General features: G+C 64.7%; 23 protein-coding genes. 13 read left to right on the top strand and 10 right to left on the bottom strand.

What is annotated here, in order from left to right; all coding sequences use genetic code 11:
• Positions 1–55: 55 nt before the first annotated feature.
• Complete coding sequence (locus M1248_RS24860; RefSeq protein ID WP_163728013.1) at positions 56–901, bottom strand: ABC transporter permease; 846 nt, start codon at positions 899–901, stop codon at positions 56–58.
• A 113-nt stretch (positions 902–1,014) separates the two neighbouring features.
• On the opposite strand from M1248_RS24860, the gene M1248_RS24855 reads away from it, so the two are divergent.
• Positions 1,015–2,199, top strand: coding sequence for an RNA-guided endonuclease InsQ/TnpB family protein (locus tag M1248_RS24855; protein ID WP_163728015.1), 1,185 nt, complete (start codon positions 1,015–1,017; stop codon positions 2,197–2,199).
• A 48-nt stretch (positions 2,200–2,247) separates the two neighbouring features.
• On the opposite strand, the gene M1248_RS24850 is transcribed toward M1248_RS24855, so the two are convergent.
• The 3 genes from M1248_RS24850 to M1248_RS24840 are packed head-to-tail and all read right to left on the bottom strand — an operon-like array spanning position 2,248 to position 5,544.
• Positions 2,248–3,123, bottom strand: a complete 876-nt coding sequence (locus M1248_RS24850) for an ABC transporter permease (protein WP_317150031.1) — start codon at positions 3,121–3,123, stop codon at positions 2,248–2,250.
• Positions 3,124–3,127: 4 nt separating this feature from the next.
• Complete coding sequence (locus M1248_RS24845; protein WP_317150030.1) at positions 3,128–4,315, bottom strand: spermidine/putrescine ABC transporter substrate-binding protein; 1,188 nt, start codon at positions 4,313–4,315, stop codon at positions 3,128–3,130.
• Between the two features lie 56 nt (positions 4,316–4,371).
• Complete coding sequence (locus M1248_RS24840) at positions 4,372–5,544, bottom strand: ABC transporter ATP-binding protein (RefSeq protein ID WP_317150029.1); 1,173 nt, start codon at positions 5,542–5,544, stop codon at positions 4,372–4,374.
• 321 nt (positions 5,545–5,865) lie between these two features.
• Between M1248_RS24840 and M1248_RS24835 the strand changes: the two genes are divergently transcribed.
• Positions 5,866–6,315, top strand: a complete 450-nt coding sequence (locus M1248_RS24835) for an SRPBCC family protein (RefSeq protein WP_163728026.1) — start codon at positions 5,866–5,868, stop codon at positions 6,313–6,315.
• A gap of 3 nt (positions 6,316–6,318) precedes the next feature.
• On the opposite strand, the gene M1248_RS24830 is transcribed toward M1248_RS24835, so the two are convergent.
• Complete coding sequence (locus M1248_RS24830; RefSeq protein ID WP_317150028.1) at positions 6,319–7,794, bottom strand: MFS transporter; 1,476 nt, start codon at positions 7,792–7,794, stop codon at positions 6,319–6,321.
• A gap of 97 nt (positions 7,795–7,891) precedes the next feature.
• On the opposite strand from M1248_RS24830, the gene M1248_RS24825 reads away from it, so the two are divergent.
• On the top strand, positions 7,892–9,286 hold the full coding sequence (locus M1248_RS24825; protein WP_317150027.1) for a purine-cytosine permease family protein: 1,395 nt from the start codon (positions 7,892–7,894) through the stop codon (positions 9,284–9,286).
• Here the strand turns inward: M1248_RS24825 and M1248_RS24820 are convergent.
• The gene (locus M1248_RS24820) at positions 9,250–10,125 is read right to left on the bottom strand and encodes an alpha/beta fold hydrolase (RefSeq protein WP_163728034.1); all 876 of its coding nucleotides are present in this window, start codon (positions 10,123–10,125) and stop codon (positions 9,250–9,252) included. The genes M1248_RS24825 and M1248_RS24820 overlap by 37 nt on opposite strands.
• A 76-nt stretch (positions 10,126–10,201) precedes the next feature.
• Between M1248_RS24820 and M1248_RS24815 the strand changes: the two genes are divergently transcribed.
• Positions 10,202–10,921 (top strand): TIGR02206 family membrane protein, encoded by a 720-nt coding sequence (locus M1248_RS24815; RefSeq protein WP_174262227.1) that lies wholly within the window; start codon positions 10,202–10,204, stop codon positions 10,919–10,921.
• On the opposite strand, the gene M1248_RS24810 is transcribed toward M1248_RS24815, so the two are convergent.
• Positions 10,885–11,319, bottom strand: a complete 435-nt coding sequence (locus M1248_RS24810; RefSeq protein WP_163728037.1) for a MerR family transcriptional regulator — start codon at positions 11,317–11,319, stop codon at positions 10,885–10,887. The genes M1248_RS24815 and M1248_RS24810 overlap by 37 nt on opposite strands.
• A 47-nt stretch (positions 11,320–11,366) precedes the next feature.
• Between M1248_RS24810 and M1248_RS24805 the strand changes: the two genes are divergently transcribed.
• The 3 genes from M1248_RS24805 (at position 11,367) to M1248_RS24795 (ending at position 13,432) form a co-directional block, all read left to right on the top strand.
• The gene (locus tag M1248_RS24805; RefSeq protein WP_163728040.1) at positions 11,367–11,981 is read left to right on the top strand and encodes a class I SAM-dependent methyltransferase; all 615 of its coding nucleotides are present in this window, start codon (positions 11,367–11,369) and stop codon (positions 11,979–11,981) included.
• Positions 11,982–12,052: 71 nt separating this feature from the next.
• Positions 12,053–12,580, top strand: a complete 528-nt coding sequence (locus M1248_RS24800) for a phosphate-starvation-inducible PsiE family protein (RefSeq protein WP_163728043.1) — start codon at positions 12,053–12,055, stop codon at positions 12,578–12,580.
• Between the two features lie 33 nt (positions 12,581–12,613).
• The gene (locus M1248_RS24795; protein ID WP_317150026.1) at positions 12,614–13,432 is read left to right on the top strand and encodes an acyl-CoA thioesterase domain-containing protein; all 819 of its coding nucleotides are present in this window, start codon (positions 12,614–12,616) and stop codon (positions 13,430–13,432) included.
• A gap of 13 nt (positions 13,433–13,445) precedes the next feature.
• Here the strand turns inward: M1248_RS24795 and M1248_RS24790 are convergent, their stop codons facing one another.
• Positions 13,446–14,174, bottom strand: a complete 729-nt coding sequence (locus M1248_RS24790; protein ID WP_317150025.1) for a hypothetical protein — start codon at positions 14,172–14,174, stop codon at positions 13,446–13,448.
• Between the two features lie 137 nt (positions 14,175–14,311).
• On the opposite strand from M1248_RS24790, the gene M1248_RS24785 reads away from it, so the two are divergent.
• The 5 genes from M1248_RS24785 to M1248_RS24765 are packed head-to-tail and all read left to right on the top strand — an operon-like array spanning position 14,312 to position 20,860.
• Positions 14,312–14,761, top strand: a complete 450-nt coding sequence (locus M1248_RS24785) for a helix-turn-helix transcriptional regulator (RefSeq protein WP_163728051.1) — start codon at positions 14,312–14,314, stop codon at positions 14,759–14,761.
• Positions 14,762–14,766: 5 nt separating this feature from the next.
• On the top strand, positions 14,767–15,177 hold the full coding sequence (locus M1248_RS24780) for a VOC family protein (protein WP_163728054.1): 411 nt from the start codon (positions 14,767–14,769) through the stop codon (positions 15,175–15,177).
• Between the two features lie 3 nt (positions 15,178–15,180).
• Positions 15,181–17,559 carry an excinuclease ABC subunit UvrA gene (locus M1248_RS24775; RefSeq protein WP_317150024.1) on the top strand — a complete coding sequence of 793 codons (2,379 nt, stop codon included), beginning with the start codon at positions 15,181–15,183 and terminating at the stop codon, positions 17,557–17,559.
• Positions 17,560–17,576: 17 nt separating this feature from the next.
• Positions 17,577–19,364 (top strand): NAD(P)/FAD-dependent oxidoreductase, encoded by a 1,788-nt coding sequence (locus M1248_RS24770; RefSeq protein ID WP_317150023.1) that lies wholly within the window; start codon positions 17,577–17,579, stop codon positions 19,362–19,364.
• A complete protein-coding gene (locus M1248_RS24765; RefSeq protein WP_317150022.1) occupies positions 19,361–20,860 on the top strand; it encodes an NAD(P)/FAD-dependent oxidoreductase in 1,500 nt (499 codons plus the stop codon). The genes M1248_RS24770 and M1248_RS24765 overlap by 4 nt, the downstream gene beginning before the upstream one ends.
• 10 nt (positions 20,861–20,870) lie before the next feature.
• On the opposite strand, the gene M1248_RS24760 is transcribed toward M1248_RS24765, so the two are convergent.
• Complete coding sequence (locus tag M1248_RS24760) at positions 20,871–21,308, bottom strand: hypothetical protein (protein ID WP_174262031.1); 438 nt, start codon at positions 21,306–21,308, stop codon at positions 20,871–20,873.
• Between the two features lie 280 nt (positions 21,309–21,588).
• Here M1248_RS24760 and M1248_RS24755 point away from each other — a divergent pair, with 280 nt between their 5' ends.
• Complete coding sequence (locus M1248_RS24755) at positions 21,589–23,211, top strand: cation:proton antiporter family protein (RefSeq protein WP_317150021.1); 1,623 nt, start codon at positions 21,589–21,591, stop codon at positions 23,209–23,211.
• A 67-nt stretch (positions 23,212–23,278) separates the two neighbouring features.
• On the opposite strand, the gene M1248_RS24750 is transcribed toward M1248_RS24755, so the two are convergent.
• Entirely contained in the window at positions 23,279–23,872 is a 594-nt protein-coding gene (locus tag M1248_RS24750; protein WP_317150020.1) for a hypothetical protein, read from the bottom strand.
• Positions 23,873–24,135: the final 263 nt, after the last annotated feature.

Below are 24,135 nucleotides of genomic sequence, written 5' to 3'. Positions count from 1 at the left end.
CTTTCGCTTATCTACACACCGTCACAGGCGACATTGCGCGAAAAATCCGGGCTAGTCAGCCCTCGAACCTCTTGCGTCGCAGCAGTGTTCCTGCTGCCAGCAGAATGAGGCTGATCACCAGGATCGCGGTCGCGAGCACGTTGATCTGAGGCGGCACCGCGGCCTTGACTGCCGCGTTCACATACAACGGATACGTCACCGTGGATCCGCTGACGAAATACGTGATGATGAAGTCGTCCAGCGACAGCGCGAACGACAACATCGCCGCGGCAACGATGCCCGGAATGATCAGCGGCAACGTCACTTTGAAGAACGTACGCAAGGGGCTGGCGCCGAGATCCATCGAGGCATCCTCCAGGGTCCAATCAAAGCCACGGACCCGCGCCCGCACGGTCATCGCGATGAAGCTGACCTCGAAGGCGATGTGTGCAATAAGGATCGTCGTGTATCCCGCGGCCCAACCGAAGTCGAGGAACAGCGTCAGCAGCGCGGCACCCATCACGACTTCCGGAGCGGTCAGCGGAAGGATCAGGAAGGTGTCGACGGCCTTCTGCCCCCGCCACCGTTGCCGAACCAGCGCGATCGCCACCAAGGTTCCGAGCACCAACGCGACCGCGGTCGAAATGGCCGCGACCTCGAGACTCAAAATCAGCGCTTCGGTCAGCGGTGGAAACTTGAACGGGTCGGCCCAGTTTTCCAGCGTGAAACCCTGCCAGGTGTAGTTGAACTTGCCTGCGGGTTTGTTGAACGAGAACAGGATGATCACGAAGATCGGCAGGAACAAGTAGAGCAGCACCAAGCCGGCGACCACCCGCAGCAGGAGATCGCCCCACCGCGGATTGCCCTTGACGGTCTTCGCCGGTTTCGGGCTGGTGGCCGACTGGATGGCGGCAACGGTCATCGAAGCCTCCTTGCACTGAACGCACCGGACTTCGGTGCGGTAAGGGAACCGGTGACTAGGTGCGCTGGTGTGCAACGTCGGGGGCTGTCGGTGTCGGTGGTTATGGTGCGGCTATGTCGCGGTTCCGATTGGTGCCGACTCCGGAGCAGGAGCAGGAGCTGTTGGCTCATTGCCGGGATGCGCGGTACGTCTGGAATTTGGCGGTGGAGCAGCAGCGGCATTGGCAGCCGGGGCGCAAGGCTCCCGGCTATCTGGAACAGGCTGCGCAGTTGACCGAGGCACGGGCCGAGTATTCGTGGCTTCGTGCTGGGAGTCAGACGGCGCAGCAGCAGGCGCTGCGAGATTTCACACAAGCGATGAAGTACTTCTTTAACGGCACGCATCGTCGCCCGACATGGCGTAAAGCCGGTGTGCACGAGGGGTTTCGACAGGTCGGCTTGAGACCGCATCACGTCGAGAAGCTGAACCGTCGTTTCGGTCGGGTCTGGATTCCCAAGGTGGGGTGGGTGCGGTTTCGGCTGTCGCGCCCGGTGCCAGTCGGTGTCAAGTCCTACCGGGTAACGCGAGATCGGGCCGGCCGCTGGCATATCGCGTTCGCACACATTCCAGACCCGGTCGCCGGGCCGCGCGACGGGAGTGTGGTCGGAATTGACCGCGGCGTTGCTGTGTCGGCCGCCCTGTCCACCGGCGAACTGCTGCGTGCCCCGAATCTGACGTCGGGCGAAGCGAAGCGGTTGAAGGTATTGCAGCGGCGGCTCGCCCGGGCCAAGCCATGCTCCAACCGTCGCGGAAAGACGAAACGGGCGATCGCCAAGCTGAGAGCCCGTGAGAGGGACCGACGTAAGGACTGGGTCGAGAAAACGACGACTGACCTCGCGCGGTGCTTCGACGTGATCAGAATCGAAGCCCTTGACGTGCGGGCGATGACGCGCTCCGCGCGCGGCACGGTCGAACAACCTGGCGCGCGAGTCGCCCAAAAGCGTGGACTTAACCGCGCGATCAGCCAAAACGGTTGGGGGCTCCTCGCCACACGTTTGCAGCACAAGGCTTTTGGCCGGGTCGAGCAGATCCTGGCCGCATACACGTCGCAACGCTGTTCCGAATGCGGGCACGTCGCACCCGAGAACCGCAAGAGCCAAGCGGTCTTCGAGTGCCAAGCCTGCAACGCTGGACAGTGCAACGCCGACGTCAATGCTGCACGCAACATCGCCGCCGGACGGGCGGTGACAGCACGGGGAGACCTCGCCAGAAGGCGGTCTGCGAACCGTGAACCTCAACTCGCTACTCCTGCCGCATAGGTGGATGGGATGGGGTTAAAATTCCCGGACATCAGTCCGAGGAGGGCGTCAAACCAGATCCTCCGTACCCATCGCCCGCGTGTACATCAGCACTCCACCCAGAATGATGAGCATCAACACCAGGCTCAGCGCCGCCGCGGCCGGGTAGTCCTTGACGACCAGGAACTGCTTCTGGATAACGTTGCCGATCATCGTGGTCTGTGTACTCCCCAGGTAGTCGGCGTTGATGAAGTCGCCGACCGACGGGATGAAGACCAGCATGCTTCCCGCCAGCACGCCCGGCATCGACAGCGGCAGGATGACTTTCGTGAAGCTACGGACGTTCGACGAGTACAGATCCTTGGACGCCTCGATCAGCCGTGGATCGATCTTCTCGAGGCTGACGTAGAGCGGCAGGATCATGAAGATGATCCAGTTGTAGGTGAGCCCGCCGATCACCGCCCAGCTGGTGGACAGCAGCCGGCCCTCCTCGGGCAGCAGTCCGATGGTGCCGAGCGTCTGGACCAGCCAGCCCTCGTCAGCCAGGATCGTCTTCCAGGCGATGGTGCGGATCAGGAACGTGACGAAGAACGGCAGGATCACCAGACCGAGGATCAGGTTTTTGAACCGTCCCGCCTTGAACGCGATGACGTATGCCAGCGGAAACGCCAGCACCAGACACAGCAGGGTAGCCGCCAAGGCATAACCGAACGACCGCAGAATCTGATCGCGGTACTGGCTGAATGCTTCGAAGTAGTTGTTGAAGTCCCACGCGAATTCGAGCGTGGGCATGTACACCGAACCGCCCGACGACGACAAAGACGTCTTCGCCAGCGTGAAGAACGGCACCACGAAGAAGATTCCGAGGTACACGAGCGCCGGCAGGACCATCAGATACGGAGCGATCTTGCTCCGCTGCCGCCCGCTGGTGGCTACACCCGCCATCCGATCAGCCGCCGGTGACTGCTGCGTACAGGGTGTTGTACTCGAGGGTCTGCTCGTCGGTCAGCGGTGCCCAGCCCTTCGACTTGTCCAGGGTCTCCTTCGACGGGTTGATCAGCGGGTTGCTGGCCGCGGCAGGATCGACCTTCTCGAGTTCCTCGGTCATATCCGACAGGACGGGGACGTACTGCACGAAAGACACCAGTTTGGCGTAGTTCGCCCGGTCGTAGATGTAGTTGATCCACGCCTCGGCAGCACTTTGGTTCTTCGTGGTGTACGGAATCACCATGGTGTCGACGAACATCGTCGCACCCGACTCCGGAACCACGAATTGCAGATCGGGATTGTCCGCCTGCAGCTGGACGACGTCGCCCGAATAGGCCTGTGCGACAGCGATGTTGCCCGCCGCGAGGTCATCGGCGTAGTCGTTGCCCGTGAAGCGCCGGATCTGTCCCTTGTCCTTCTGCTCACGGACGAGGTCTACGGCCTTCTGCACCGTCTCGGTGCTGGGGTCCTCGGGGGAATTGCCTTGCGACAGCATCAGCATGCCGAGGCCGTCCTGAGCGTCCGAGAACAGGCTGACACGGCCCTTGAACGCCGGATCCCACAGATCGTCGATCTTGGAGATGTCTCGACCGGTCGCCGCACGGTTGTAGGCCAGACCGACGAGGCCGGACATATAGGGCGCGCTGAACTTTCGCTCCGGGTCGACGCTCGCCTCGAGCAGATCCGGACGCAGGTTCTTCTTGTTGGACCAGCCGGCATCGCTGATGTCGTTCAGCCAACCGAGCTGGTGCAGGCGCACCGCCATGAACGTGGTCGGCACCGCGAGGTCGGCACCGATGTCCTGCTTGCGCGACAACGGTTCCTTGTTCTTGGCGAACCACTGCTCGTTGTCGTTGAAGTCTTCCTTGTAGTCCACCGTGATGCCGGACGCGGTCTGGAAGGCGGCGACGAAACCGTCGGCCATGTACAGCGGCCAGTTCGAAACCCGCAACGTGCCGCTGGCTGGACCACCGTTCGGCGCTGATGTCTCGCCCGATTCGCCGCTCTCCGAGCTACAGGCGGCGAGGAAGGACGGACCGAGAGCCAGCGCCGCGGCGGCCGCGGCACCGCCGCCGATGAACCGCCGACGTGAGGTCCGGTTGGCGGCGAGCCGGGCGGCCAGTTCGAGGTCAATGTTCGTGGATGGCATGGCGACTGTGCCTTTCGTCGATGTGAAAGAGGGGACGGGCGAACGGAAACGGTCGATCAGGAGTCGTCGAGCATCTCTTCGAGATCTTCGGCCGTGGGGATGTCCGCCGCAGGCAATACCAGCGAGGCGTCCGGTGCCCATGACACGTGGACGCCGTCACCGGGCCGCAGCATCGGCAGGTCCTGTTCGGGACCGACGTGGGCGATGATCGTCGAATCGTCGGGCGCCACCAGCATCAGCCGCACCACCGGACCCTGGAACGTCAGATCCTTGACCGTCGCGGCCACGGTCGCGACATCTCCGGTCGGCGCGTCGACCGAAACCCGGACTCGTTCCGGCCGCACCATCAGCGTCGCGTGACCGCCTGGTTCGATCGCCGTGTCACCGGGGCGGGCCTTCAGCGTCGTCCCGAGCACTTCGACTTCGACGAAGTCGCGGTTGGTGCGGCCGGTCTGGCGGCCCGCCCACAAGTTCGCCTGTCCGATGAAGCTGGCGACGAACACCGTCGAGGGGCGGTCGTAGATCTCGGTCGGCGTGCCGATCTGGTCGACGTTGCCTGCGTTCATGACCGCGATGCGGTCACTCATCGTCAGCGCCTCTTCCTGGTCGTGGGTCACGTAGATGAACGTGATCCCGACCTCGCGCTGGATGCGCTTGAGCTCGAACTGCATGGCGTGGCGCAGCTTGAGGTCAAGCGCGCCGAGCGGTTCGTCGAGTAACAGTGCGCTCGGGTAGTTCACCAGCGCACGAGCCAGCGCGACACGCTGCTGCTGACCGCCCGACAGCTGGGCGGGCCTGCGCTCGGCGAAGTCGGTCAGGCGAACGACCTCGAGCAATTCGTCGACCCGCTTGCGCACCTCGGCCTTGTCCTTCTTGCGGCTGCGCGGTCCGTACGCAACGTTGTCCCACACGGACATGTGCGGAAAGAGCGCGTAGTGCTGAAAAACCGTATTGACGTTCCGTTTGTGCGGTGGCACCCGCGAGACGTCGACCCCCTCGAGCCGAATGGCTCCCTCGGTTGGGCTCTCGAAACCCGCGATCATCCGCAGCGTCGTCGTCTTTCCGCAGCCCGATGGACCGAGCAGCGAGAAGAACTCGCCCGAGGCGATGGAGAAGTCCGCCTCGGCGACCGCTACGTAGTCCGAGAAGCGCTTGGTGACATGGTCGATCTCGATGACCGGACCGCCCTTGGTGCGGTCGGCTGCGTGTTGTCCCGTCGATTGATCCACGGCGGTGGTGCGTGAGCCGGTCAGAGCGGATCCTCCTCAAAAACCCCCGAAGCTGTGGATAAACAATCGCCGATCATGCTGACCTTCGCAAGCGATTCCGCAACGAATTTACATTCCGACAATGGAATCCTTCGTCAACTAGGCCCGGAACCAAAAGAATCCGCTGAAACGCGCGTGCGGACCCGCGGCTGGGCGGTCTGAGCAGCCGGCTGTGTAGGTCGCGAGGATGCGCTCATGATCAGTTTCGCAGCCGTCGGCCGCGGGGTCGGGGAAATCTGATGACTCGTTTATCCCGGTGGCTTGCCCGGGTAGTGGTGAGGCATGGCAACGGTGGATGTCTCGGTTTCGTCTGATCTCAGCCCGGAGAAGGCGTGGGAGTTGGCGTCGGATCTAAGCCGGTTCGACGAGTGGCTGACCATCTTCGGCGGCTGGAAGAGCGCGGTGCCGACGGAGGTCGAGGTCGGCACCACGGTGTCGTCGACGATCAAGGTCAAAGGTTTTCGTAACGTCATCCACTGGCGCGTCACCCGGTATGACGAACCGAAAGCAATCGAGTTGGTCGGCAGAGGAAAGCCCGCCGTGTGCATCGCCCTGCGCCTGTGCGTGAAGGAGGTACCCGGCCCCTCCGAGGATGTCGCCTCCGGCTCCGTATTCCAGGTGATCGCTGACCTCACCGGCGGTCTGCTCAACACCAAGATCGGCAATCTGGTCGCCAAGGTTCTCGAATCCGACGTTCGCAGATCCGTGACGAACCTTGCGGCACTGAGGTAGTTCTCAGCCCCATTCGTGGTTCATGGCACGGGATTCGTAGCGCGCCTCGACGGATTCCGGTTCCGGGGCTCCCGCCCGCGAAACGGCGATGAGCACCATGGCCAGTCCGGCCGTCACGGCACCGCCGATGAAGATGACGAAGAAGCTGCTCTCCAGTGGCACATCCGTGCCGGCGGCCACCCTGCTGAGCAGCACCGCGACCAGCGCCGCCGCCGTGGAACTCCCGATGGTGCGTGCGATCGCGTTCATGCTCGTCGCGACGCCGGTCTCGTTGGCGTCGACCTCGCTGACGACCATCGCCGGCAGCGCGCCGTAGCCCAGGCTGATGTACGCGTTGGTGAGGATGCCCGCGACGATGACCTGCCAAGTCTGCGAATGAGCGAACGCGATGAACACGAATCCGACGATCCCCGCGACCGCCGCCACCACGAGCACCGGGCGGGCGCCGTACCGGTCGATGAATCTGCCGCTGAACAAGGCGATGAGGAACCCCACGAACACCCCGGGCAACAGGAAGACCACGCTGGCCTCCAAAACCGTCGCTCCGAAGCCGTAACCTGCTGCCTCCCTGGGTATTTGGACGAACTGCGTCAAGCCTAGGAACGCGAAGTACAACCCCACTCCCACGAAGACGGTGGCGAGGTTGGTCAACAAGATCGGGCGGCGCTTCAACATCTCGGTCGAGACGAGGGGTTGTTGGGCTCGCCGCTCCCACTTCCACCAGCCGACGAGCACTAGGACACCGCCGACGGCGCACGCGAGCGTCGCCGGCGAAGCCCAGCCCCATGACTGGCCCTGCGTCAGCGCCAGCAGGACGGCCGACAGACCAGCCGCCAGACCGAGCGCGCCGATCCAGTCGATCGTCCCGGTGACGCTGCGCGGCCGCCGGGGGACGACGAACATTGCGATCAGCATGACGACGGCGGTGAATCCGGTGGTCAGCCAGAACACCCGGTGATAGCCCGCGTCTCCGCTCATCAACAGGCCAACGACGACGAGACCGCTGCCGCCGCCGAAGCCCAGCGTGCCCGACAGCACCGCCGTCGCCGACATCAGCCGGCCCTCGGGCAATTCCTCGCGCAGGATCGCGATGCCGATCGGATAGAGCGCATATGAGGCGGCCTGCAGTACGCGGCCGACGATCAGCAGGGGCAGCGACGTCGTGGTGGCCGCCAGCAGGGATCCGACGAGGACGACCCCGAGGACGCTCAGCAGGATGGTTTTCTTGCAGTGCAGATCCGCAACGCGGCCGATCAATGGCGTTGCGGCGATGGCGGCCAGGAGGTTGGCGGTCACCGCCCAGCTGACACCCACGTCGGAGGCGCGGAGTTGGTCGGCAATGATTCCGAGCACCGGGACCACGGCGGTCTGCAGCACCGCGACCGTCAGCACCACGACGCTCAAACCCGCGACCAACAGCCTCGACCGCGTGCTGTTGTCGCCGGACGTGGTCGACCGGTTCGCGTCGGCCTCGACCACGTGGCGCTCCGATCGTTAGCTGATCTTCGGTTTCGCTTTCGATTATGTTCCTCGACCTCTGCCGGCTCATGACCGCCCGTCATGATCGAATGACCTCATGCCGGACGAGGGCGCCAGGAGCGCGCTGACCGAATCGACGTTCAGCGGTCACCGCCCCGCAAAGGCAGGGGATCTGTCGGTCGAGACACACGGGATCGCGCCGATCGGCGAGGATCAGCGATACGGAACGCCGGGACGGCTGTTCACGGTGTGGTTCGCCCCGCAGGTGAACGTGGCGAGCTTGTTCAGCGGCACGCTCGCGATCGTGCTAGGGCTCGGCTTCTGGCTGGGACTGCTGGCGATGGTGATCGGGACCGTCCTCGGCTCGATGATCGTGGGCTACCTGTCCACGTGGGGGCCGCGCACGGGAACGGGGCAGCTACCGAACGCCCGAATGGCGTTCGGCGGGGCGGTCGTGATTCCCGGTGTCCTGCAATGGCTTTCGTCGATCGCATGGACGGGACTGGTCGGACTCTTCGGCGGGGAGGCGCTACAAGCGCTGCTGGGCATCCCGTTCTGGACGGCGGTGCTGATTGTGCTCGGGGTCCAGGGCGTCGTCGGCTTTTTCGGCTACGAACTGATACACCGCGTACAGGCGGTGCTCAGCGTCGTGCTGTTCGTGACGTTCGTGGTCTTTGCAGTGAAACTCGTCGGCGGACACCAGATCATCACTCCGCCCGCGGTATCAGGAGCTGACCTTGCCGGCGCCTTCGTCCTCGAGGTGACCATCGCTTTCAGCCTCGCCGTCTCGTGGGCGAGCTATGCCGCGGATTTCAGCCGTTACCTGCCGGTGGCATCGTCGCGCATCAAAGTCTTCGGCTTCACGGTCGCCGGACTCGTGTTGTCCTACACGTTCATTCAGGGCATCGGGATCGCTGCTGCCGATGTGATCGGCGAGCACACCGCAGAAGGCATGCGCGCGGTGATGGGTGGTGGCCTGCTGGGAGCACTGGCACTGGTGATCATTGCGGTCGCATCGATCGGGTCAGGTGTCATGAACGACTACAGCGGATCACTCGCATTGCAGACCATCGGGGTCAGAGTGCGCAGGCCGGTGTCTGCGGTGATCGTCACTGCCTTGGCGTTCGCGCTGATCCTCTGGCTGAACGCCGCCGACACCGCGACACGTTTTCTGGACATCCTGCTGCTCGTCAGTTACTGGGTCCCGGCGTTCGTCGCCGTCGTCGTGATCGACTGGACGCTGCGGATCCGCGGCAGGGCAAGCCTCAACCCGGCCCAGGAGCCGACGGACAGACGCGATGCCGCGGTCGCGTTGGTGGTGTTCGTCGTGGCGTATGCGGCGGCCATCCCGTTCATGAACACGTCGTTGCTCAAAGGGCCCGTCGCGGTCGCGTGGCACGGCGCCGACATCGCCTACTACGTCAATCTGTTGGTCGCTGCTGTCCTTTACGGTGGCTACCGCTTGGTGCGCAGGCGCGGCGAATCGGGCTGACCAGTGGTGTTGATGAAGTCGTCGATCAGGTCCACCACCTCGCTGGGCCGTTCGACATGGGGGAAGTGTCCGACGCCGTCGAGCACCTCCAGCCGGCTTCCCGGGCGCGCTTCGTGGAGGGCATAGCCATGTTCGACGGGGATGATGCGGTCGTGGTCGCCCCAGATCACCATCGTGGGCAGATCGGCGGTCACATGCAGCCGGTTCAATGCGCTGACCGCCTGGCCCCGGTGGTCCACCACCGAGCGCAGCGTCCGCAGGAAGGCCTGCCGCGTCTCGCCATCCGATAGCGATGAGTAGGCGCTCCACATCTCGGCGCCGCGGGGAGACTGAATCCCGGCTGTCGACAACAACGAGCGCAGTTTGTTGCCTACCGTCAGCACCGGGCGCGGCGCGATGACCGGCAGTATCAGCTCGGCTCCCGGCGCGGACAGCATGCGCAGCGTCCAGCCGACATCGGGTCCGAGGCCGCCGCTGCTGATGAGGATGAGCCGCTCGCAGAAGTCGGGATGCTGGTAGACGAACTGCATGGCCACGCCGCCGCCCAACGACTGGCCGATGATCGTCGCCCGCTTGACCTCCAACTCGTCGAGCAGGTCCCGCAGCCACACAGCGAACGCGCCCAGCGAGTAGTCGCCCCGCGGCTTCGCGGATTGCCCGTGCCCCAGCAGGTCGGGCGCGACGACGCGATATCTCCGGGACAACTGGGGGATCACCGCGCGCCATGTCCCGCAACTGCCGGCCATTCCGTGAATCAGGACCAACGTTTCGGGGCCAGTGCCCTCATCCTGGTACGCCACGCGATCGCCATGCAGCTCGAGAAACTTCATCTCACTCATTCGAAATGGCCCCTTCTGACGTCCCGCCACTATCTACCCGAAAGCGGGGCAGGTGAAGCTGGGTCAGAATTGTGAGATCAACGCACACGGCGAGTTCTCGGTGTACGGCCCGTCACATTGGGCCGCGCTGGCGGTCTTCGTCGCGGGGGCAGTCGCCGTCGTGTGGCTCGGCCGCAGGCAGACCGAGCGCCAGGCGCGGGTGTTCGGCCGGATCGTCGGTGCGCTCACCGCGGCGATCTATGCCGCCGCGTTCGTCCACGCATTGTCCCCACCCGACGTGCGGTGGTCGGTGCCCCTGCATCTCACCGATCTGGCGACGATGGTGACCGCCTACGCCATGTGGTCGCAGCGGCAGTGGGCCTACACGTTGACCTATTACTGGGGCCTGGTACTCAGCGTGCAGGCGTTGATCTCGCCGGTGCTGACCGGTCCCGACTTTCCGCACTACCAGTTCCTGGGGTTCTGGGCGATTCATCTGCTGGTCGTCTGGGCGGCGATCTATCTCACCTGGGGCAGGGGTATGCGGCCCGGATGGCGCAGCTATCGGTTCGTGGTGGCGGTGACGTTGACGTGGCTCGCGGTCACGATGACGTTCAACAGCATCGCGGGCAGCAACTACGGCTTCCTCAACGCGAAGCCCAGCACCGCGTCATTGCTCGATGTGATGGGGCCGTGGCCCTGGTATGTGCTGGTTGGAGCCGTGCTCGTAGCGGCGATCTGGGCGGCCATGACGTGGCCGTGGGAACGGCGGCGGCGAAGTCAGGCCGATCCCTCGGAGTGCTCCTCGGCGACTTGAGCCACAGTCATACCGTCGACGAGCTTGTCCAGCGCGCTCGTCATCGTGGGGCATTCGCGGGCGGGGTGCTCCGTCGGACACTGCAGGGCATGCGTCAGGAACTGTTGCGCACCCTGCGCCTGCCTGATCACCTCGTCGAGTTGATCGATCTGTTCGCGGACGACTTCTCGCCATTGGGGAGCGGGCGCATCGAGGACGGCTGCGGCCGTGTCGAGCGAGACACCGAGCTGATGAAAGATCTTGATGAACGCGAGGCGGCGAAGGTCATCGGCACCGTACATGCGCCGGCCCGCCCGTCGCTGCTGCGGACGGACCAACCCGCGTTCGTCGTAATAGCGCAGCGCGGAGGTCGACAACCCCAGCCGGGCCGCCGCCTCGCCGATCGGAACGAGGTCCATCGCTTCTCATTTGACTTCAAGCCGACTTGAACCTGCAAGCTCGTGGGATGACCACTCCAGAAACACTCCCGGTCAACCATCACGCCGATCACCCGGGCTTTTCTGGTGTGACCGGGGCGATTGTCGGGCTGATGCTGCTGTGGATGGGACGGGCCAACGCGCGACTGGCCGTCGAGGTCACCGGAGTGTCGGCCGGTGACCGTGTCGTCGACATCGGGTGCGGTCCCGGTGGTGCGGTGCGGGAGGCCGCACGCCGCGGTGCGAGGGCGACCGGTGTCGATCCCGCTCCCGTCATGTTGCGGTTGGCCCGTACCTTCACCCGGGACGCGAGTATCGCGTGGGCCGAGGGCACCGCAGAGAGCGTGCCGCTGCCGGACGGTTCGGCGACGGTCCTGTGGTCGTTGGCGACCGTGCATCACTGGCAAAACGTCGGCATGGGCCTCGGTGAGGCACGACGGCTACTGGCGCCGAAGGGCCGTCTGCTCGCCGTCGAACGCCGGGTGCAGCGTGGTGCCACAGGTCTGGCAAGCCACGGATGGACAGAACAGCAAGCGGAATCATTTGCCGCCCAGTGCCGCACATCGGGCTTCACCGACGTGACGGTCGGCCAACACGGGCATGGCCGTCGCAGCGTTTGGACCGTGATCGCCGTCCGGCCATGAGAGATTGGGCAAGACCACCTCGGGGTAGTAACTGACGATCAGGTAAATCCGGGGCCCTTTCGGAGGTGCGCATGGCCAAGGCGAAGAGCGGCGACGGCGACGAGGAAGAACGTCAGCGGTTCGCCGATCGCGCGCTCGGGTTCCTGGAAGACGTCGTGTACTGGGCGATCGCTGTCGTGCTCATCATCGGGTCCGTCGCCCTACTCGTGGCACAGTTCAACACGATGCTGAGCTTGCGAAGCGCACCGGCCAAAACAGTCATGCTCGAGGTGCTCGACGGCCTGCTGCTGATCTTCATCTTCGTCGAACTGTTGTACGCGGTCCGCTCATGTCTCCGGTCCCGTGAGATCGTCGCGGAGCCGTTCATCATCGTCGGAATTCTGGCCTGTATCAAGGAGATCGTGGTGCTGTCCGTGGAGGCGGCAACGCTACTGAAGGATGGGCCACAGTTCTCGCGTGCGATCGTCGAGGTCGCGGTGCTCGGTGTCGCGGTACTGGTATTGGCGGTGGCTGCCTTCGTGTTGCGTGAGCGTCGACGTGACAACAGCGACCCGGCCGAAGATGATGCGCGCGACGAGGAAAAGGCCGCTTCTGGCTGAGGGGCCGCGAGGTGCCTGTGCGAGGATTCGCGAATGGCAACGGAACCGGCGCATTTCACGCAAACCGAGGATGGCGGGTTCATGCCGACCCGCTTTGCGCTGAGCCACTGGGGCGATGACCATCTGAACGGGCCCGCAGTTGTGGGGCTGTCGGCGCAGGTGCTCGAAAGCCGCTGCGGATCGCCGGACTTCATGCCCGCTCGCCTCACGGTCGACCTCTTCCGGGCGGCCCGCTCAGTGTTGACGAAGGTGGACGTGCGGGTGGTGCGTGACGGGCGCCGGGTGCGCAGTGCGGAATGCGATGTGGTCCAGGACGGTCGGGCGGTCGCGCGCGCGACGTTGATCCAGTACCGACGCTCGACGGCGCCACCCGGTGTTTTGTGGACGGCGCCGATCGCTCCTCCGTCGCCACCACCTCCCGATGATCAGATGTCGCCCTTCATCGGCAGCGATGCCGGCTGGACGCGCAGCCCGGCGGCGCATCAGAACGACTCACGCAAGAGCTTCTTCTACGGAGGCATCAATGCCGTTGCGGGGGAGCCGCTCTCGCCGTTCGTACGGGCCTCAATTGTCGCCGAGTCGACCAGCCTCGTGACCAACTTGGGCACGAAGGGTGTCGGCTACATAAACGGCGATCTGACCGTCGCGTTGTCCCGGCTGCCGGTCGACGACTGGATCTGCATCAGGGGTGATTCGCACTGCGCGTCAGACGGGGTCGCCGTTGGAACAGCCACGCTGTTCGACCACGAGGGTGCGTTCGGATCGGGGATGACCACCGCCGTCGCGAACCCGGCGGCGCAGATCGACTTCGCAAACAAGCCCTTTCCGCCGACCGGCATCAACTACGAGTAGCAACTGCGAGTGGCTACCAGCGGCTGGTGCTGCCGTGCTTACCGACTTCCGCTGAGGTCGGCGGTGTTACGGGTTTGGGCGCGACGCTGATCGGTGCCCGGGTGACGCCGATTTCCGGTTTCGGCGCTTGCGACCCCGAGCCGCCACCCGAGGACGGGTATTGGGGCCGGTACACCGGCGCGTCCGGTGCCGGTGGCGGCGGGGGAGGCGGCGGCGGCGGTGGCGGGGCGGGCTGACTGGTCAATTCGGGTGCATCGCTGGTGGACGTCGGTTGCACGCTGCTGGGCGTCGGTTCCGTCGGCGGTGTGTTCGTCGGCGCCTGCGGGCCCGGGCTGCGTAGCAGCAGGGGGATGAGTGCCAACAGCACCACAACGGCGACGACGGCCAGCAGCACGATCGGGCCGCGTCTGGTGCGATACCACGGCGTGCGGGCGGGCTTGAACGTCAGCGAGTCTGCAGGGGAGCCCGGGCGACGGTCGAGGAACGGCTTGGCATAGGAGAAGGCCCCGGCGGTCTCTTGGGTGTCGGCGTTCTCCGTCAGGTCATCGACGTATTGAGGCTCGGCGGCGGTGTAAGCGTTGGAATCGGTGTAGCCGTTGCCGTAACCGCAAGATTCGTCCTCAACCACCGGAATGGGCTCGGTGATCGGGTCGTGATGACCGTAGCCTGCGAACCCGCTGTCGGGGTCAGGCGACGAATCGTCGTCGATATCCCTTCCCCACAGGGCGATACGCTCGGCCATCCTGCGACTTTACCGTCCAGCTGCGGTCAGCCGAAATCGGGCCGGGCAGGCTGAAAACCTGTTTACAACAACGACATTCAAATGAGCACGCCGGACAATCCGCGTGACGGCGTCGGGTGCCACGTAACATACCGTGCATGAGCAGCGGGCCGGTCGACGAACAGCGTCTGCGCGACCTCAGACTGCTGCGCACAGTCCGCGACCGCATGGACCGCGAATACGCCCAGCCGCTGGACGTCGAGGCGCTCGCCCGTGGGGTGAACATGTCGGCCGGGCACCTGTCGCGCCAGTTCAAGAGCGCATACGGCGAATCGCCATACTCCTACCTGATGACCAGGCGCATCGAGCGGGCGATGGCCCTGTTGCGACGCGGCGACATGTCCGTCACCGAGGTCTGCTTCGCTGTCGGCTGTTCGTCGCTTGGCACCTTCAGCACCCGGTTCACCGAATTGGTCGGTGTTCCGCCCAGCACCTACCGGCGCGACGCCGCCGACGAGGCTGCCGGAATTCCGTCGTGCGTCGCCAAGCAGGTGACCAGACCGATCAGGAATCGAGAAGCGCCGCATTCCGCGCCGCAGCTAGCGTGACCGTCATGGACATCACGATCAACGCGAGCTTCCTCCCGCACACCGACCCAGAGCAGTCCTTGGCTTTCTATCGCGACGCACTCGGCTTCGAGGTCCGCAAGGACGTCGGATACGAGGACATGCGCTGGATCACCATCGGCCCGGCCGGCAGGCCCGACATGAACATCGTCCTCACGCCGCCCGCCGCCGATCCCGGCGTCACCGAAGACGAGCGCCGCACCATCGCCGAGATGATGGCCAAGGGCACCTACGCCAGCATCATGCTGGCCACCAACGACCTCGACGCGCTGTTCGAGCGGGTACAGGCCAGCGGCGCCGACGTCATGCAGGAACCAACCGACCAACCCTGGGGCGCCCGTGACTGCGCGTTCCGCGATCCCGCGGGCAACACCGTCCGTGTGCAGGAGCAGTCCTGACCTATGGCTCCGACGAAGTCAAAGCCGAAACAAGAGGCCGCCGACAGCCACGACCTGATCCGCGTGCACGGCGCCCGAGAGAACAACCTCAAGAATGTTCACGTCGAACTTCCCAAGCGCAGGCTCACCGTGTTCACCGGTGTCTCGGGGTCGGGAAAGAGCTCCCTGGTCTTCGACACGATCGCCGCGGAGTCGCAGCGACTGATCAACGAGACCTACAGCGCCTTCGTCCAAGGCTTCATGCCGACGCTGGCACGGCCCGAGGTCGACGTGCTCGAGGGTCTCACGACGGCGATCATCGTCGATCAGCAACGGATGGGCGCCGACCCGCGCTCCACCGTAGGCACCGCCACCGATACGGGCGCGATGTTGCGAATTCTGTTCAGCCGTCTGGGTAAGCCACACATCGGTTCACCACAAGCCTTTTCGTTCAACGTCGCCTCGATCAGCGGCGCCGGCGCCGTCACAATGGACAAGGGTGGTCGGACCGTGAAGGAGCGCCGCGAGTTCAGCGTCGTCGGCGGTATGTGCCCTCGCTGCGAGGGTCGCGGTTCACTCAACGACATCGACCTGACCGCGCTTTACGACGACACCAAGTCGCTCAACGAGGGCGCACTCACCATCCCTGGCTTCTCCATGGAGGGCTGGTACGGTCGAATCTTCAACGGCTGCGGCTTCTTCGACCCCAACAAGCCGATCAACAAGTTCACCAAGAAGGAACTGGACGCCCTGCTGCACAAGGAGGCGACCAAGCTCAAGATCGACGGCGTCAACCTCACATATCTCGGGCTGATTCCGCAGATCAAGAAATCCTTCCTCGCCAAGGATGTCGAGGCGATGCAGCCGCATATCCGCACCTTCGTAGAACGGGCGGTGACGTTCACGACGTGTCCGGACTGCGGCGGCACCCGGCTATCCGACACCGCGCGGTCGTCGAAGATCAAGGGCCGCAGCATCGCCGACGTCTACGAGATGCAGATCAGCGATCTGGCCGAATGGATCGGCGGCATCACCGACAAGTCGGTGGCCCCGCTGGTGAAGTCGTTGCAGCACACCATCGACTCCTTCGTCGAGATCGGGCTGGGGTATCTTTCGCTCGGTCGGCCGGCGGGGACCCTTTCCGGCGGTGAAGCCCAGCGTGTCAAGATGATTCGCCATCTCGGGTCGGCCTTGACCGACGTCACCTACGTCTTCGACGAACCGACGGTGGGGCTGCATCCACACGACATCGCGCGCATGAACGAGCTACTGCTGCAGTTGCGCGACAAAGGCAACACCGTCCTGGTGGTGGAGCACAAACCCGAGGTGATCGCGATTGCCGATCACATCGTCGACCTCGGTCCCGGCGCTGGTGGCGACGGCGGCCAGGTCGTCTACGAGGGCACGCTCGACGGACTGCGCAAGAGCAAGACCGTTACCGGACGCCATCTCGACGACCGCGCATCGCTCAAGGACTCGGTGCGCGCGTCGTCGGGCGCAATGGAGGTTCGCGGCGCGTCGACCCACAATCTGCAGAAGGTGGATGTCGACATCCCGCTCGGCGTGCTGTGTGTGGTCACCGGCGTCGCCGGCTCCGGCAAGAGCTCTCTGATCAGCGGCTCGATCGCGGGCCGTGACGGCGTTGTGGTGATCGACCAGACGCCGATCCGAGGGTCGCGACGGAGCAATCCCGCGACCTACACCGGCTTGCTGGACCCGATCCGCAAGGCGTTCGCCAAAGCCAACGACGTCAAACCGGCGCTGTTCAGCGCCAACTCCGAGGGCGCATGCCCGACCTGTAACGGCGCCGGGGTGATCTTCACCGAGTTGGGCGTCATGGCCACCGTCGAGTCACGGTGCGAGGAGTGTGAGGGCAAGAGGTTTCACGCGTCGGTGCTGGAGTACACGTTCGGCGGTCGCAATATCGCCGAGGTGCTGGCGATGTCGGTGGCCGACGCGCTCGCGTTCTTCGGTGACGGCGATGCCGCCAACCCGGCCGCGCACAAGATCCTGGATCGCCTCACCGACGTCGGCCTGGGCTACCTCTCGCTCGGCCAGCCCCTGACCACGCTGTCCGGTGGTGAGCGGCAGCGGCTCAAGCTCGCGTCGCAGATGGGGGACAAGGGCGACATCTATGTCCTCGATGAACCGACCTCGGGCCTGCATCTCGCCGACATCGAACAGCTGCTGGGGCTGCTGGACCGCCTTGTCGATGCCGGTCGGTCCGTGCTCGTGATCGAGCACCACCAGGCGGTCATGGCCCACGCCGACTGGATCATCGATCTCGGTCCCGGCGCCGGTCACGACGGTGGCACGGTCGTCTTCGAGGGAACGCCGGCTGACCTCGTCGCCGCGCGGTCCACGCTGACCGGCAAACATCTCGCGGATTACGTCGACGCCTGACGGAGATTCGCGGCAAGATGCCGGGCGTGGAGTTCGACGTAGAGGCGCTGCGGCAGAAATACGCCCAGGAGCGCGACCGCCGCCTGCGTCCCGACGGCATCGAGCAGTACGTCGAGATCTCAGGCGTGTTTGCCGACTTCGCGACTGATCCTTGGAGCGATCGGGACTTCACCCGCGACCCGTTGTCCGATGAGGTCGATGTCGCGATCATCGGCGCCGGGTTCGGCGGGCTGCTCACCGGGGCCCGCCTGCGCGAACTCGGTGTACACAGCATCCGGTTGATCGACAAGGCCGCCGACGTCGGAGGTACGTGGTACTGGAACCGGTACCCCGGTATCGCCTGCGACGTCGAGTCGTACGTGTACATGCCGCTGCTCGAGGAGCTTGGCTACGTTCCGACCGAAAAGTATGCGAAGGGCCCCGAGATCTTTGCGCACTGCCGCAGCATCGCCGAGCACTATGACCTGTACCGCGACATCTGCCTGCAGACCGAGGTGCAGCAGATCCGCTGGGACGCCGAACTGCAGCGTTGGATCATCGCGACCAATCACGGCGACAGCATCCGCGCCCGCTTCGTCGCGATGGCCAACGGATATCTGCAGAAGCCGAAATTGCCTGGCATCGAAGGCATCTCTGATTTCGCCGGGCACACGTTCCACACCAGCCGATGGGACTACGACTACACCGGGGCCGACCTGGCGAATCTGGCGGACAAGAAAGTCGGGATCATCGGGACCGGCGCGACCGCCATCCAGTGTGTGCCGCACCTCGCCGAGGCCGCCAAGGAACTGCTCGTCTTCCAGCGCACGCCTTCCACTGTCGACGTGCGCGGCAATCGTCCAACCGATCCGGACTGGTCGGGGTCTCTGCAAGACGGATGGCAGCGCCGTCGCATCGAGAACTTCCAGCTGCTCACCGCGGGCGGCGAAGCCGACGAGGATCTCGTCGACGACGCATGGACGAGCATCGTCAAGAAACTGTTCGTCATGCGGCAGACCCGTGTCGAGGGAATGTCCGACGAAGACCGTTTACGCGCAGTTGAATTGGCCGACTTCGCCAAGATGGAAGAGATCCGGGCCCGCGTCGATTCGATCGTGGCGGATCCCGCGACAGCAGAGGCGCTCAAACCCTGGTACGGCTACTTCTGCAAACGGCCCTGCTTTCACGACGACTACCTGCAGTCGTTCAACCGGGACAACGTGACGCTTGTCGACACAAAAGGTAAGGGCGTCGAGCGCATCACCAGCGTGGGTGTGGTGGTCGACGGCACGGAGCACAGCATCGACTGTCTGATCTTCGCAACGGGATTCGAGGTCGGCACGGACTACTCGCGGCGGACCGGCTTCGAGATCGTCGGCCGGGACGGGGTCACGATCACCGACAAATGGCACGACGGTGTGCAGACACTGCACGGCCTCGCCGTTAACGGATTCCCGAACTGCTTCATCCTGTCGATCGCGCAATCCGGGTTCACCGTCAACTTCCCGTACCTCCTTGATGTGCAAGCGCGCCACACCGCAGAGGTCATCTCGTGGGCGTTGAGCAATGACGCAGCGGAGTTGGAGGCGACGGCCGACGCCGTATCCGCATGGGTGGACACCGTGGTCGCACGTTCGGGGGCGAGCGCAGACCGCGCGAAATCCTGCACACCGGGTTACTACAACCGGGAAGGACAGGCGAACGCGAAGACGCGACAGGGCAGCTTCTTCTTCGGCACGCCAACCGAATACGCCGACATCCTCGACGCGTCGCGCGTGAACGGCGCACCGCAAGGATTCGAGATCCGCACGAGTGTCCATCGATGAGGAGGCGATACCCCATCGGTCATCTCCGAGCGTTGACCCGCCGCGGCAGATCTCCCCGGGTGGCGATCATCGGGGCCGGATTCGGCGGAATCGCCGCGGCGGTTGCGTTACGACGCAAGGGTATCGACGACATCGTGATCATCGAACGGTCCGACGGCGTCGGGGGCACGTGGCGGCAGAACACCTACCCAGGTGCGGCGTGCGACATCCAGAGCCATCTGTACTCGTTCTCGTTCGCGCCGAATCGCCGCTGGACCCGCACCTACGCCTATCAGCCCGAGATCCTCTCGTACCTCGAGTCGGTGGCCGATCGCTTCGACCTGCGTCGCCACCTGATGCTCGGGACCGGCGTGCAGAAGCTGGTCTGGAGTGAGCGGCAGAAGCACTGGGACATCGAGCTCGCCGACGGCCGGAGCCTCGTCGCGGACGCCGTCGTCAGCGCGGTGGGATTGTTCGGGGCCGCACGCTATCCCGATATCGAGGGCATCGCCGAGTTCAGCGGCGAGCTGATGCACACCTCGCAATGGGACGTGGGTGTCGACCTGACCGGAAAGCGGGTCGCGGTCGTCGGCACCGGCGCCAGCGGCGTGCAGGTCATCCCGGAAGTCGCCGCCATCGCAGAGCAGTTGACGGTCTTCCAGCGGACGCCACCGTGGATGGTGCCGAAAGAGGATCGGCCCTACAGCCCTGACGAGCTCACCCGCTTCCGCCGGATCCCGTGGGCCGCTCTACGTGAGAGGTGGCGACTGTGGAAGCTGCAGCACGACAACACGGCGTTGACACCCGACCATCCACGAATGGCCGTGGTTCAGGAGTTGTCGGAGAACTTTCTGCGCCGCCACGTCGAAGACGATGCGATGCGTGACGCTCTGACCCCGCGATATCCGTTTCGGTGCAAACGCGTCCTGCTCGGCGAGAAGTATTATCTGGCACTACAACACCCGCATGTCGACCTCGTGACAGATCCGATCCGGCGAATCACCGAGTCAGCCGTCGTCACCGAGACCGGCCGCGTCGTCGAGGTCGACGCCATCATCTTTGCGACGGGCTTCGAGACGAGCAGCTATCTCTCGGGCATCGAGGTCGTCGGGCTGGGCGGCGAAAGCCTGCATGACCGTTGGGGTCTGGATCCCCAGGCGTATCTCGGCGTCGCCGTGAGCGGCTTTCCCAATTTCTTCATGCTGTACGGACCGAACACCAACCAGGGCGCGAACTCGATCATCTATGTCCTAGAGGCCGGCGCGCGCTTGGTAGCCAGCGCGATCTGCCGGTTGGCCGGGCGCCGCGGCTATCTCGACGTGCGGCCGGACGTCGAACAGCGTTACAACGAGCAGATTTCGGCCGACCTGGAACAGACGGTCTGGACGCAGTGCGACAGCTACTACCGATCGCCCACCGGACGGATCGTGACACAGTGGCCGCACTCGGAATTGGACTACGCGAAGGCGACGTGGCGCATCCGGTCACGGGATTGGCTGCACCACACCGACGCCTAGGCTCGGGCGGTCAGCGTCCGGGCTTCTTCGGAGGCGTACGCCCCCTGGGCTGCTTGGCGGCAGGCGCTGAGCCGCGATTGGCCAGCCGTCCCAGGTGCGACACACCCGGTAGGGACGATACGGCGCCATAGACCTCGTTGCCCGTGGCGACGAGGGCTTCCAGTTGCGGCAGCACCGCGTCCATCGTTCGGATCATCGGGTCGGCCAGCGCCAAATAGCGTTCGGCACGGTCGATCGCCTGATTGAGCCGTTCCGTTGCCACCGCCAAATTCTCGATCAGATCCGGCAACTGAGCCGCGAGCTGGATCGACGCGGGCGGGATGCGTAGCGCGGCGCCGGCGGCCGACTGCGCCGTCTCCGCGGCCTCCCGCGCGGCGGCCTGCGCATTGTCCGCCGCCGCCTGCGCGGCCGCCAAGATGTCTTTCGGGCCCGGGACTTTGCTCGCCATCTGTCAACTGTGCCGCACGTTCATGGGACTGTCTGTCATTTCGCCGATCGACACGGCCGATATCTCGGAGTGAGTCCGTGGACCCGTGACCGCACTGCGATGGGCCCGATGCCGTCACTGTGACGTATTCACCTGCGGCACAATGCGAATAGGGGAGACGACCCGGAGGGTTCCTCGCCTCGAGCCCACGCAATTGGGGCGGTCAGCGGCACGTCCAAAGAGGAATCCGGCGATTGCCGGGATACTTGGAGAACTTGACACCTAGGACAAGGGGCCGCGCGTGACAGTAGTCGCCATCTATCTGGTCATCACGTTCGGTCTCGGCGGTCTGGCGATGGCGGTGCGTCTGCCGCCCCTGGTCGGGTTCCTCGCAGCGGGGTTCGCCATCAATGCCCTCAATGTGGAGGACGTGCCGCAACTGGATGTGCTGGCGGATTTGGGCGTCACGCTGCTGCTTTTCGCGATCGGCCTCAAGCTCGACGTTCGCATTCTGCTGCGCCGCGAGGTGTGGTTGACCACGTCCGTGCACATGCTGTTCAGCGTTGTGTTCGGAGGTGTCGCCATGTGGCTGGGCGCCGTAGCCGGGGTGGCGATGCTGTCCGGGCAGAGCGTGCAGACGATCGCCCTGTTGGCCTTCGCGCTGTCCTTCTCCAGCACGGTGTTCGTGGTCAAGGTTCTCGAGGAGCGCGGTGAATCGCACGCGCTCTACGGCCGCGTCGCCATCGGCATCCTGGTCATGCAGGACATCGTCGCTGTCGTGTTTCTGACCGCCACCAGCGGTCATCTGCCCAGCCCCTGGGCGCTCACATTGGTGCTGCTGTGGCCACTGACCCGATTCGCACGCAAGATCTGGAGCAGACTGGGCCACGGCGAAATGCAGTCACTGTTCGGGATCGTGATGGCGTTGGTGCCCGGGTACGCTCTGTTCTCCGCGGTGGGCCTCAAGGGTGATCTCGGCGCCTTGATCATCGGCGTGCTCCTGGCTTCGCACTCGGCGTCCTCCGAGCTGTCGCGTTCGCTGTTCCACATCAAGGAGCTGTTGCTGGTCGGGTTCTTCGTCTCGATTGGCCTGACTGGTCTGCCGGATCTGCCGACCATCGGCGTCGCATTGCTGATGGTGCTGCTTCTGCCGTTCAAGGCCGGCTGGTACGTGCTGCTGTTGGCACGCATGAAGTTGCGGTATCGCACTGCGCTGCTCGCCGGGCTCGGGCTGATGAACTACTCGGAATTCGGTTTGATCGTCGTATCGGTCGGTGTTTCCGCAGGGCTGCTGGCGGAGGCCTGGCTCGTGGAGATGTCGATCGCCGTAGCACTGAGCTTCGTCCTCGCGGCGCTGGTCAATGGTCGCGGACACCTGATGGTGGAGAAGATCGCGGCACGGCTACCCGCCCAGGACGAAAGCACCCTTGTCCCGGAGGAGCGCCCGGCCGACGCCGGCGACGCCGAGGTGGTGGTGATCGGCATGGGCCGGGTCGGGTTCGCGGCCTATCAGCGAATGACCGAGCACTACGGGTTGCGGGTGATCGGGGTTGATTACGACGGTCCCCGAGTCCAGCGACTCGCGGAGGACGGCCTGAACGTCATCGAAGGCGATGCGACCGATCTTGATTTCTGGCATCAGCTCCGGCACTCGGAGTCGGTGCGCATTGCGGTGCTCGCAATGCCGCGTCACGGCGCCAACGTCACCGCGCTGGCATGTCTGCGCGAGTCCGGTTTCGACGGCAGGGTCGCCGCGGTCGCCCGGTACGACGACGAGGTGCAGTGGGCCAAGGAGCACGGCGTCGACATCGCCTTCAATGTCTATGCCGGCGCGGGTTTGGAGCTGGCCGACCAAGTGTCCAATGACGAGGCACCCCGCAGTCCCGCTCAACCGGCTGACGATGGACCGCGAGGCGGACCGTAGTCTGTAGCTCAATAGCCTTGCACCCCAGCGCAATTCATCACAGTGACGTATTTCGCCGGGGGGCACGCTAGGTCACGGCCGCCACCTCGGCATCGGTTTTGATCTTCGCCAATGTCGCCCTCATGATGTGGCCGACGAACGGGCGGATCAGCCACCAGTACCGCAGGAATTTCCGCCGAGAGTCGGTATCGGTGGTGACGGTGCGGCATTCGTAGCTCAGCAGCGTGCTTTGGCCGTACGGTCTCACGGAGAAGTTCGCTGCGATCTTTCCCCACCCGGGATCGTTGAAGTCGCGGAACTCTGCGCGGGGCACATCGCGCCACTCGATGGCCGGTTGCCAGAATTTTCCGACGGCACCGAAGGCGATCTCGCGATCGGGTCGGTCACCCAGGAGCAGCCAGCCAGGCAGCGGCGCGGAGTCCTCGGTGAAGACCAAAGCCGGCGGCGGCGTGGCGGGCTTTCCCAGCAGGCGCGACGGAAGTCCGCGGATCCACATGGACGCCGTCAGCACCGGCGTACGAACCGAGAGGAAGTCGAGGCTTCGCGCGACGCGGTAGGTGGTCGACGGGGAAGCGCAGACAACGACGTGCTCGGCGATCGTCGTGTCGAAGCGCGGCATCGCCGACTCGATCAGAAGGCGGTCCGCGTCGACTATCGTCATGGCGCCAATCGTCGTCGTCGCCGCCGCACCAGCGGTAGGGCGTCCGGACATCATTGCAGAGGACTTCAGACCCTCACGCCGGGGAGTGGGCATTACGTCACAGTGACGTTTTGTTAGCAGGATCGTGGGTTGGTGGGGCGGAGAAGCGATGACCATCTCGGTCGGTGCACGGCCCGGGATCGGCGTCGCCGACCTCAAGTGCTAGTTGTGATATCCACGAAGGCCGTTGCCGCTCTTGACGTTCCAACTCTTGCAGTCCGGCG

It is taken from the genome of Mycobacterium sp. 29Ha (genome assembly GCF_032883055.1).
In the GTDB taxonomy this organism is placed as follows: domain Bacteria; phylum Actinomycetota; class Actinomycetes; order Mycobacteriales; family Mycobacteriaceae; genus Mycobacterium; species Mycobacterium gallinarum.
This window is presented reverse-complemented; position numbering and strand designations above follow the sequence as displayed.